Source organism: bacterium, from assembly GCA_040755795.1.
GTDB lineage: Bacteria > UBA9089 > CG2-30-40-21 > CG2-30-40-21 > SBAY01 > JBFLXS01.
The window spans coordinates 1-11,854 of the sequence record JBFLXS010000095.1; the positions used below are offsets into that span (position 1 = coordinate 1).

At 36.9% G+C, this 11,854-nt stretch carries 9 protein-coding genes; 1 reads left to right on the top strand and 8 read right to left on the bottom strand.

All coding sequences use genetic code 11. The features are described from left to right. Positions 1-212 precede the first annotated feature (212 nt). Positions 213-2,141, bottom strand: coding sequence for an ASKHA domain-containing protein (locus tag AB1414_08105; GenBank protein ID MEW6607402.1), 1,929 nt, complete (start codon positions 2,139-2,141; stop codon positions 213-215). A gap of 74 nt (positions 2,142-2,215) precedes the next feature. On the opposite strand from AB1414_08105, the gene AB1414_08110 reads away from it, so the two are divergent. Further along, on the top strand, positions 2,216-4,111 hold the full coding sequence (locus AB1414_08110; protein ID MEW6607403.1) for a UvrD-helicase domain-containing protein: 1,896 nt from the start codon (positions 2,216-2,218) through the stop codon (positions 4,109-4,111). A 419-nt stretch (positions 4,112-4,530) separates the two neighbouring features. On the opposite strand, the gene sppA is transcribed toward AB1414_08110, so the two are convergent. The 7 genes from sppA to AB1414_08145 form a co-directional block, all read right to left on the bottom strand. Further along, positions 4,531-5,481: a signal peptide peptidase SppA gene (sppA, locus tag AB1414_08115; GenBank protein ID MEW6607404.1), complete on the bottom strand. Its 951-nt coding sequence runs from the start codon at positions 5,479-5,481 to the stop codon at positions 4,531-4,533. 3 nt (positions 5,482-5,484) lie between these two features. Further along, positions 5,485-6,549 carry a type IV pilus twitching motility protein PilT gene (locus AB1414_08120; protein ID MEW6607405.1) on the bottom strand — a complete coding sequence of 355 codons (1,065 nt, stop codon included), beginning with the start codon at positions 6,547-6,549 and terminating at the stop codon, positions 5,485-5,487. Positions 6,550-7,751: 1,202 nt separating this feature from the next. Beyond that, complete coding sequence (locus tag AB1414_08125; protein MEW6607406.1) at positions 7,752-8,117, bottom strand: response regulator; 366 nt, start codon at positions 8,115-8,117, stop codon at positions 7,752-7,754. Next, a complete protein-coding gene (locus AB1414_08130; protein MEW6607407.1) occupies positions 8,110-8,481 on the bottom strand; it encodes a response regulator in 372 nt (123 codons plus the stop codon). The genes AB1414_08125 and AB1414_08130 overlap by 8 nt, the downstream gene beginning before the upstream one ends. 8 nt (positions 8,482-8,489) lie before the next feature. After that, complete coding sequence (locus tag AB1414_08135; GenBank protein ID MEW6607408.1) at positions 8,490-8,621, bottom strand: hypothetical protein; 132 nt, start codon at positions 8,619-8,621, stop codon at positions 8,490-8,492. A 362-nt stretch (positions 8,622-8,983) separates the two neighbouring features. Beyond that, positions 8,984-11,395, bottom strand: a complete 2,412-nt coding sequence (priA, locus tag AB1414_08140) for a primosomal protein N' (GenBank protein MEW6607409.1) — start codon at positions 11,393-11,395, stop codon at positions 8,984-8,986. Positions 11,396-11,555: 160 nt separating this feature from the next. After that, complete coding sequence (locus AB1414_08145; protein ID MEW6607410.1) at positions 11,556-11,714, bottom strand: hypothetical protein; 159 nt, start codon at positions 11,712-11,714, stop codon at positions 11,556-11,558. Positions 11,715-11,854 lie beyond the last annotated feature (140 nt).

Below are 11,854 nucleotides of genomic sequence, written 5' to 3' on the forward strand. Positions count from 1 at the left end.
TCCTCTGGAGCTAATTTTTGGTTAATTTGATTCCTCCTACAAACAGGTTGCCTCTACGAGGCTAATTATTTTTTGAAGTTACAACTATATAACATATCTTCCTCTTGATGTCAACTAAGCAAATTATCTCTTTTTTGTTAGTCTGGCATCTTTTATCACTCAAAATTCTCCCAAACCCGCATCATAACTAAAAATCATTTGCAACGCTCTCCCTATTTACATTTCTGTTTGAACGGAGATAGCATTTTAAATGTATTTGGGAATCTTTTTTCTTCAGTATGAGGTAGAAAAAGGGCAGCGATGTATTCATTCATAAATTCAGAATTATCCGAAAGCTCAATATTTGTCATTGAATTAGCAATCTGTTTTACCTGCTCGAACATCTCTTTTGATAGGGCACAAAGTGTTGTTCCAAGTAAAGAACCATTTCCGATAAATATAAATTTTGAAGATGAGACCTCTGGGAAAAGACCGATTGTAATTGCCTTTTCTATCTCAAGGTGAAATCCCAAATTCCCCGCAACGATTATCTTAGAAATATCCATAATAGTAAGACGAACACTATCAAGTAATGTGCAAATACCAGCATACATAGCTCCTTTGGCACGAATAAGGTCATCAAGGTCAGGTTCGGTAATAACTATATCGCTGGCGATGTCAGTCTGGTCTGCGTAACAAAGAACATATTCCTTTATCCCCTGCGTCGTTCTAATTCGTTGAGTATCGATATTGGTATTAAATTTACCCTTTTGAGATATTATTCCTGTCTCCAATAACTCGGCGACTAAACTAATCAATCCTGCACCACATATTCCTTTTGGGGGTTTATGACCAATCGTAATGAGCATTGGTTCATAATCATTACCTATTTCTACTTGCTCGATAGCGCCAATGGTTGCCCGCATTCCATGTTTTATTGTGCCACCTTCAAAGGCAGGTCCGGCTGAACAGGAGGTTGTGATTAACCAATCTTTATTCCCCAAAACTACCTCACCATTAGTGCCAATATCTATAAACAGGGTTAATTCATCAGATTGAAAAAGCCCTGTTCCAAGCACACCGGCGGTAATATCCCCACCAACATAACTTGCCACCCCGGGCAAAATATAAAGATGGACATATTCGGGAAATTCAAGCCCAATTTTGGAGGCTTGAATCTCAATAGATGAATTTGTTACCGGAACATAAGGTGCCTCACGCAGATATTTAGGTGTAATTCCGGCTAATAAATGCACCATTGTTGTATTCCCTGCGGCAACAAGATAGGATATCTCCTGGCGGGTGATGTTTTTCTCGTTAAGTATTTGAGTGATGAGTAATTCTATGGTTTTGACCACCGCCTCTTGCAATATTTTAAGCCCATCACCCTTTAACGAATACACTATCCGCGTAATCACATCTTCTCCGTAGCCAATCTGAGCATTGTAGTCTGAGACCGTGGCGAGAATCTCTCCGGACGAAAGGTTAATTAATCGAACATAAATTGAGGTTGTCCCAACATCAATGGCAAGGGCAAAATGTCTATCCTGTGTATTCCCCTCTTCAATATTTACTATCTTTGGTTTATTTTTCTCCTCTTCAAGTAAGGTTAGAGTAATCTTAAAGTTTGATTCTCTCAAGGTCTGTGGCAGTTTGTTTAAAGAAAAAAGGTTAATTGAACAATCTTTATATGTTGACTTAATTGCTCTTTTAACACGGGAGAAATCATCGATATTATCCTCTTTAGTTGGAGGGGGTAATTCAAGATAGTATTTATTCAATAGGGGGTCGAGTTTATAATCTGGTCTTATGTCTTTCAGGGATTCTGGGATAAGAAGTCGTTTTGAAACAGATTCTTCCAGCAAGCGTTTATCTGAAAATTGGGATTCTGCCGGAATTCGGACAGTTAGGTCACTCTTTATCTTAGAAACACAGGCTAATCTGTAGCCCTTTTTTATTTCTTCAGCCGTGAGTTTTTCTGATATTCCGCCTTCGATTGTGCCTGATTCAATGATAACCTTGCATTTTCCACAGGTGTGATTTCCACCGCAAGAGGCGGTGATATAAAGCCCAGCCGCCGCCGCTACACGAAGCAAACTCTCACCATCAGCCGCATTACCTATTTCTCCACCTGGATAAAAGATAACCTTATGTTGTTCCATTGCATAGATAATTATATGTCATTTAAGGCATTTTGTCAACCGCTATTTACAAAGAAACCTGATACATAGTTTTCTTGACTTGTTATCAAATTTATGGTATAATTACCTTGATGGATATTTTAAAAGACCTGAATCCACAACAAAAAGAGGCAGTGTTACATACCAATGGACCTTTATTGGTTTTAGCCGGGGCTGGTTCGGGCAAAACCCGTGTAATTACCTATCGAATTGCTCATTTACTTACTCAAGGTGTAAAACCAGAGAATATCCTTGGCGTAACATTTACAAATAAAGCCGCAGATGAGATGAAAAAGCGTGTAGAACTTCTTTTAGGGAACTTCTTTAGTCGCTCAAGATTCTGGATTAGCACATTTCATTCTGCCTGCGTGAGAATCCTCCGCGCTCACCTTAAAAACTATAATTTTACTATCTATGACGAAGAAGACCAACTTAGTCTGGTCAAAGAATGCTTGAAAGAAATAAATCTTGCCTTCCAACCAAAGACTGTCTTATCAAACATATCCAGAGCAAAAGAAAATTTAATCAAACCTCAAGAATATCAAACGGCTAATTACTTTGAAGAAAAGATTAAACAGGTATATGAATTATATCAAACTAAATTAGACGAAAATAATGCCTTAGATTTTGATGATATTTTGATGAAAACCATTCTCTTGTGGCAAGAATCTCCAGAAATTTTACAACTTTACCAGAATAGATTTAAGTATATCTTAGTTGATGAATATCAGGATACAAACTATATTCAATATCTCTTTACCAAAATGTTAGCCCAAAAACATAAGAACATCTGTTGTGTCGGAGATGATGACCAATCAATCTATTCTTTTAGAGGGGCAGATATTAGCAATATATTAGAATTTGAGAAGGACTATGATAATGTGAAAATTATCCGTTTAGAGGAAAATTATCGCTCGACTGAGGTAATTTTGACCATTGCCAATCGGGTGATAAATCATAATCTCAGTCGCAAAGGGAAAACACTCTGGACAAAAAAGAAAGGTGGGAGTCCTGTAATAACTTATATTGCCTCTGATGAACACGCTGAGGCGTCTTTTGTTGCCAGAAAGGTTACAGAAATGAGTAATCAAGGAATTAAATTAAACGATTTTGCCGTGTTATATCGAGTTAATGCCCAATCGCGTGTCTTAGAAGAGGCATTTCGACGGGCAAATATTCCTTACTCGCTTATCGGTGGCATTAGTTTTTATGGCAGAAAGGAAATCAAGGATGTATTAGCTTACCTGAATATCATTGCTAACCCGCAGGATACTTTAAGTTTAAAACGAATCATCAATGTCCCGGCACGCAAGATTGGCAAAACAACTATCCAAAAAATAGAGGAATTTGGCTTTCAAAAAGGCATTCCTCTCTACAAGGCACTAAAACAAATAGATACTGCTGACCTCTTACCTAAAACTACAACCACTTCGATTATGAAATTTGTAGAATTAATAGAAAATTTCACAAAACTTAAAGACTGCAAAAGTGTGCTTGAATTGACAAATGAGGTTATTGTTAAAACAGGATATATGGAAGACTTACAGGAATTAGAAGAAACCGACAGAATTGAGAATATAAAAGAGTTTCTTATCAGTATCGAGGAATTTGAGGCAACAAATGAGGATAAAACTTTAGAGGCATTTTTGTCTAATATCTCGTTATACACTAATATTGACCGTTGGGATGATGAATCAAACAAAATTAGTCTAATGACCTTACATTCAGCCAAAGGATTAGAATTTACTTATGTATTTATTACCGGGGTAGAAGAGGGGTTACTGCCGCATTTCAATGCTGAGGATGAAGAAGAAGAAAGACGACTTTGCTATGTGGGAATGACTCGAGCCAAAGAACAATTATTCTTGAGTTATGCGATGAATAGAAGATTATATGGCGGTGGATTTAGAAAACCCTCAAGATTTCTGCTTGAGGGAAAAGGACAGATTTGAAAAAGTAAAAACCTAATCCCATTAGTTACCCGTTACCAATTACCAGCTACCTGCTTTTACTTTCGTGAAACTCTATTGTCGTGTTGAGTAAGTTTTGCACGGGGCATCATCAGGTTTCGTAACCTGCAAACGGATAATTGGTAATTGGTTAAATAGTTTCGTCCTGAGCTCAGCCGGTAATCCCTCAGTTATCAGTGGTAAAAACTAAATAGAAATTTTCTCTCGCAAAGACGCAAAGTTCGCAAAGATTATAATTTATTCCTTTACGTTCTTTGCGCCTTAGCGAGAAATTTAATCTTTATGCCTTTCTTCCACCAATAACTGAGCGATTACCTCAGCCAAACGGTATTTAATTACCAGTTACCAATCACCAGTTACCAGAATCAAATTCCGTGCGTTATTTGTTCAACACGACACTATCATATTCCGGGGATATATCTATATTCAAGAAGGGCTTTTGTAGAATCTTGCTGGATTTTTTCAAATGGGTTTTTGATTTCCATAAAGTCTAATAAGCGTTTAAATGACTTTTCTTCCTCAACAACTACTGGTTCACCTTCAATATTTGCCAATTTAGCCGTGAATTTTATTACATCTTCATAAGTTCCTAATTCATCGATTAACCCAATTTCCTTTGCCTGTTCACCGGTGAATATCCGACCATCAGCGAGGCTCATTAGTTTTTCTTTCTTAATCTCTGGTCTATTTTCAGCCACAACATTAAAAAATTGGTTATAGGCATTATCAATTACTCCTTGAAGGATTACTTTTTCTTCTTCATTCATTTCTTTAAAAGCAGAACCAATATCTTTATATTTCCCACTTTTAATGATATTAAATTTTACCCCTACCTTTTCAAGAAATCCATGGATACTGGGCAGAGTCATAATGACACCAATACTACCGATTAAAGAACCCTGATTAGCCACAATTTTATCTGCACCACAGGCAATATAATATGCCCCTGACGCGGATATGTCTCCAATGGAAACAACTACTTTTTTCTTTGCCTTTTTAAGTTCTTGTATTTGCTGATATATTTCTTGAACTGCGGCAACTGTTCCTCCGGGGCTATTTATCCTTAATATTACTGCGGCAATATTTGGCTCTTTCTTAAATTTTTTAAGTTGGTCAATGATATATTGTGTGCCACGAAATGGTTTATACAACCCCCCGACATCATCTGAAAGAGTAATCGCTCCATAAATATGAACTACGGCTATCTTCTTTTTTTCTGGCAATAATCCCTTTGGGAATAATGCCTCTTCTACAATCTGTTCCTGGCGAAGGAAAATCGAATAGACTCCCAGCCCAATTGAAATTATACACAAAAGTAAAATAGCTGTAATAACTAAGCTTTCTTTTTTCATTGTTTATCTTCCAACTAATTTTCTAAAGGTTTCTGCATCATGAGAGGCGGCATAGGCCTCTTCAAAGGAAACTAAATTTTTTTGATATAGAACTTTTAATGCCTGTTCTACTGTTTGCATTCCAAATTGTCCGCCCGTATGGATAAGAGTAGTCATCTGGTGAGTTTTTCCTTCACGAATCAAGTTTCTAATCGCCGGTGTGCCCATAAGGATTTCTACAGCAACAACTCTACCTTTTCCATCAGCTCGAGGAATCAATACCTGAGAAATCACACCTTCTAATATCAGTGATAATTGCATCCGAACCTGAGGTTGTTGTTCTGATGGAAAAGAATCAATAAGCCTATCAATAGCTAAAACCACACCACTGGTATGCATCGTTGCCAGAACCAGATGGCCGGTTTCAGCCGCTAAAAGTGTCAAACTCATCGTTTCTAAATCACGCATCTCACCAACCATAATCACATCAGGGTCCTGCCGTAATACCCGGCGTAAAGCATTACTAAAAGATTTAGTATCTACGCCTAACTCCCGTTGATTAATAATTGACATCTTATCCTCAAAAACATATTCAATTGGGTCTTCAATCGTAACAATATGTTTGCGTTGAGTTAAATTGATATTATTCATTATCGCGGCTAATGTTGTTGATTTACCACTGCCAGTAGGACCTGTAACAATAACTAATCCACGCTGTAAATTAGACAATGTCCCTAAAACTGGTGCCGGTAGCACCAACTCCTCAAAATTCCTTATTTTAAGTGGGATATGGCGAAATACCGCTCCAAAAGTCCGTTGTTGCTGAAATAAATTCACTCGAAATCGACCTATCCCTTCTGCCGTATATGCCGTATCTAACTCTGAATCCTCCTCAAATCTCCTTTTTAGTTCATCCGTCGTGATTGCATTTACCATTGCTTTTGTGTCATCTTTAGTCAAAATACTATATCCTTCAATAGGATACAATTTCCCATAAATTCGTAATGAAGGTGGACTTCCGACTTTCATATGTAAATCAGAAGCCTCCTTTTCTATCATTATTTTAAGTAATTCATTAATATTTACCATTTTTAACCCCCTTTTTTTAGTAGAACGCTCTCGGATAAAACTGAGTGTTGATTTTATTGGTCTTCTCCAACAGACAAATTTTCGTAACCGTTCAGGATATAGCCACAGAGTCACAGAGGGAATATATAACTACGAATGAACATAAATTGTAGTACGAGGCTTTAGCCTCGCTTCTGGCAAGCCAAAAGGCGAACCTAAAGATTCGCACTACATTTATGGGATGTCAGAGGTTAATTCGTGTGCATTTGTGGTTAATTTCCTTAATTCTCTGTGAACTCTGTGCCTCTGTGGCTAAACGCTTACAAATTTTCTTCCCCTCCATAGTGAAGGAGAAAGAAACACGGAGGAAGGTCTTTTACCCTCGCTCCTTTAACCTTTTTATCCAACCTGTATCTACTATATTTCTAACAATAGCATATTTTTTAACTTTTGTCAAGAGGCTGACTGAGAATTTTTTTAAAAATATGTAACCGTTCAGGCTATATATCAAAAGTCTAAGAAAGGGGATAAGGAGATAAGAGTGATATGGAGATAAGATAATAGAAATAGATTGAAATTTATAGAAATAGGTAGAAATTGATTGTGGAGTAACTATTCACCACAGAGACGCAGAGGGCACGGAGAATGAACATATTATAAAGAGTAGTATGTATTTACAAATCATCTTAAGGTATTATGGAACAAGAACAGGGTTTGGGCAGTCCATTTTATTATTCTCTGCGTTCTCTGTGCCTCTGTGGTTATATAGCACCTATTAATCGAAATTTGACATAGAGTTCTCTAATCCTCTAATTCACTAATTCGCTAATCTCTAATTCGCTATAGTAAGTTAGCATCATTTATCCACGCTATGTAAAGTTTTGACTAATAACTGCTATAATAGACTGAATAGTTACATTGTGGAAAACAACAAATTTCCATAAATTTCTATTAGTTTCTATTAATTTCAATTTTTTTAATAATATCTCCCTATCTCCTTAATCTCCACATCTCCTTTTGTTACACCACCTGAACGCTTACCATTTCTCATTGGACATTATCCATTTTACATTTAACCGCACAGGTCGAATCTTTTTATTATTCGTGTTCATTCGTGGTTATATATTCCCTCTGTGTTCTCTGTGACTCTGTGGTTATATCTCTAACGGTTACGTCTTCTGCTATTTATCCGTGTTAATCCGTGTCCATCAGTGGCTGAATAATTACAGTAATTCATTTATTTTTGATAATAATTCTGCATCATCAAAAGGCTTGGTAATATAGGCATCTGCCCCTACTTTTTCACCCCATTCCTTATCACTCTTTTGTCCCTTAGCCGTTAACATAATAATAGGAATGTGTTTGTATTGGTCATCTGATTTTAGAATCTGGCAGACCTCGTAGCCACTTTTTTTAGGCATCATCACATCAAGAACAATCAAATCAGGATTCTCTCCCTGTGCCTTATCCAATCCCTCTACGCCATCGGAGGCAGTAATGACATCATAACCTACATTTTCTAATCTAATCTTCAATGCCATGACTAAGTAAGGTTCATCATCTATTACCAATATCTTTTTTTTAGACATCTTTTAACACCTCTTTTATCGTCTTAATCAATTCTTCTGATTCAAATGGCTTGGTGATATAACCATCAGCCTTTAGCACTTGAATCCCTATTAACCTATTACTCAATTCTGTCCGGGCAGTAAGAAAGACAACTTTAATCGCCTTAAGTGAGGCATCTTCTTTAATCTTCCGGCAGACTTCCCAACCATTCATCTTTGGTAACCAGGCATCCAAAAGGACTAAATCAGGTGTTTCTTTATATACCTTATCCAATGCCTCTAAGCCATTAAATGCCGTAATTACTTTATAATTATTTACTTCTAATCTAATTTTTACTGCCTCTACAAGTTGTGGGTCATCATCAACCACTAATATTTTGAACATAGTGTTTTTTACTCCCCTTTGTTTCTCTGGACTTTCGTAAATTTTATGCTACTTCTAAAGTTCTCTTTATCCTTATCAATCGGTTTATTTTGCTTAAAGATGGCAAAATTAGGCTCAAAAGCCTGATGATTTTTTTGCAACTTATCCTTTTTGAAGTTGAGTTGATAAAAAATGCTTCACCTATTTTCTTCCCTTTGTGTCCTTTGCGTTATTACTTTGTGCCCTTTGTGGTTTATCCTTTTTTAACCGCAAAGAAATCGACCGCAAAGAACGCAAAGATTAAAGGAGAAAGGAATCATAGAAAATTCACGAAACTCCAGCCTATGTAAACTTCCAGTTAATAACCGCTATAGATAACGATAATCGTAAGTGTTCAGCCACAGATGAACACGACTGAAACACTGAAAATCCGTGAATCATGTCCTGTATCCGTGTCCGTGGCTGACGGTTTTTCCTCCTGTTGTCCTCTGCCTTCTGCCCTCTGCCTTCTGCTTTTCCTTTCCTATAACATTCCAATTGGGTCAACATCTACATTTATCTTCAAATACCCCGGTATAGTTATTTGGTCTAATGCTGATTTCACTAATTCCCGAAGGGGTTTAGGATTACCTTTAAGAAGTATTTGCCAGCGATATTCTTCCTTTATCTTAGTTAAAGGGCAAGGGGCTGGACCTAAAATAATCACTGTCTTATCCTGGTTATTGCTTCGGAGAATACTACCGAACGTCTGGGCTAATTTAATCGTTTCCTCACCATTTTTACCTTTGATGATAATATTAAGTAGATGAGTATAAGGTGGGTAATTAAGTTCTTTTCTAAATGTAATCTCTTGAGAATAAAAGGTGGCATAGTCCTGTATCTTAGCCGACTGAATAGTAGAATGTTCAGGATTATAGGTTTGAATAATAACTAATCCGGGATTTTGCCCTCTGCCGGCGCGACCAGCAACTTGCGTCAGTAATCCAAATGTCCGTTCTGCGGCACGAAAATCAGGCAGATTTAACCCCACATCTGCTGAAACTACCCCAACTAAGGTTACATTGGGAAAATCTAATCCCTTAGCAATCATTTGTGTGCCAACTAAGATGTCTATTCCACCTGATTTAAAAGAAGAAAGAATATTATCATGAGCCATTTTAGGTGTAGTTGTATCTAAATCCATTCTTGAAATTCTTGAATGTGGAAATAATTTTTGTAATTCATCCTCAACCTTCTGCGTGCCTGTGCCAGAATACCGAATTTGTGTCCCCTGACACTTAGGACAGAATGCGGGGGCTATTTTTTGAAAATTACAATAATGGCATTTGAGCATTTTGTCTGCAAAATGATAGGTTAAAGTAATCTCACAATGTGGACATCTCATCGTCATCCCACAATCACGACATTGAATAAAGGTGGCAAATCCTCGCCGATTTAAGAAAATGATGACTTGCTGTTGTTTGTTTAGTCTGTCTAATATTGCCTCTTTTAATTTCAGGCTAAAAATACTCCGATTACCCATTTTGAACTCTTCTTTCATATCGATTATTTCTACCTTTGCTAAAGGTCTATGGTCAATTCGAGATGGGAGATGGAGATAGTAAAATTTACCAATGGATGTGTTGTAATATGCCTCTACGGATGGGGTGGCAGAACCTAAAATTACCACAGCATCAGTAAACTTTGCTCGCATAATCGCTACATCTCGAGCATGGTAGCGTGGGACAGAATCATATTGTTTATAAGTAGTTTCGTGTTCTTCATCAATAACAATCAGACCTAAATTTTTCATAGGGGCAAAGATAGCCGAACGAGCACCAATAACGATTTCTGCCCCACCTTCCTGTATCCTTCGCCATTGGTCATAGCGTTCGCCTGGAGATAATTTACTGTGCAAAATGGCTACTTTTCCGCCAAAGCGGGCTTTAAATCGCTCAACTGTCTGCGGAGTAAGTGATATTTCTGGCACTAAAACAATCACCCCTTTCCCTATCTTCAAAACCTCATCTATGGCTTGAAGATAAACCTCTGTTTTACCACTCCCGGTTATGCCATGCAATAAAAATATCTTAAACTCACCTTTTTTAATATATTCTTTGATAGCATTTAAACTCTCAGTTTGCTCTTTGGTCAATTTTAGAGGGTAAGAAGGTTTAAAATATCTATCTTTGTAAGGTTCTCTATCTATTTGCTTTGAACAAACCATAAGAAAATTTTTATTTATAAGATTATTAATCGGGGTGAGGCTTGTTTGTGCTTTTTGGGCTAATTTATCTGGCTCAAGAGCCCCATTTTGATGCAGGATTTCAATAATCGAACGCTGTCTTTGAGTCAGGGTTTGCGCCAATATTCTTTCCTTAGACAGGGCTAATTTGACTACCTTTATCTCTTTGGGTTTTAAAGCAGGCTTTTTAACACGCTCAATCTCTATCAAATCTTTCTGGATAAGACTGTTTATCGCTGAATAAATAGGTCTTTTCTTTAAAATGTTTAATAACTTAGCTAAACTTATCTCTTTTTCTTTTTTTATTAACTCCAGAATCTTAAATTGTAGAGGTGCCTTTTTATCCAGACCCGGCATATCTTTCAGGTATTTAATTCTGGTTTTTGTGTTGATATTAATACCCGGTGGTAGAGTCGATTCAATTACCTCGCCCCAGGAGCAAAGGTAGTATGTGGCTATCCATTGGGTTAGTTTTAACATCTCATCAGATAAAACAGGTGTGCTATCCAGAACATCTAAAATATCTTTTATTTCATAGTCAGCACAGATAGGACTGGTAAGGACATTAATGATATATCCAGTCAGGTGGCGCCGATGACCAAAAGGAACTAATACCCGTTTCCCAATGGCTATATCTTTTTCTAATTCCTTTGGAACCGCATAGGTAAAAGTTTTATCAATAGATAAACCCGAAACTATTTCGATGAACATATTGCTCCTGAAAAATGGTTTTCTCACCGCAGAGTCGCAGAGCTCTGTGGTGAACGATTACAATGTGTTAATCTCATCCGAGCTCCTTATAATTTTATCCTTTGTTATAATACTTGCTGAATAAAACTTTGCACAAGCAACAATAATTCTATCATGGATTTCAGGGATAGTCTTTAATTTCGTAACCGTTCAGGCTATATATCAAAAGTGTCCGAAAGGGGATAAGGAGATAAGAGTGATATGGAGATAAGATAATAGAAATAGATTGAAATTTATAGAAATAGGTAGAAATTGATTGTGGAAAACAACAAATTTCCATAAATTTCTATTAGTTTCAATTTTTTTAATAATATCTCCCTATCTCCTTAATCTCCACATCTCCTTTTGTTACACCACCTGAACGCTTACTAAATATTTTACCGTTGTAACTATTCACCACGAAGGGTACGGAGAGCACGA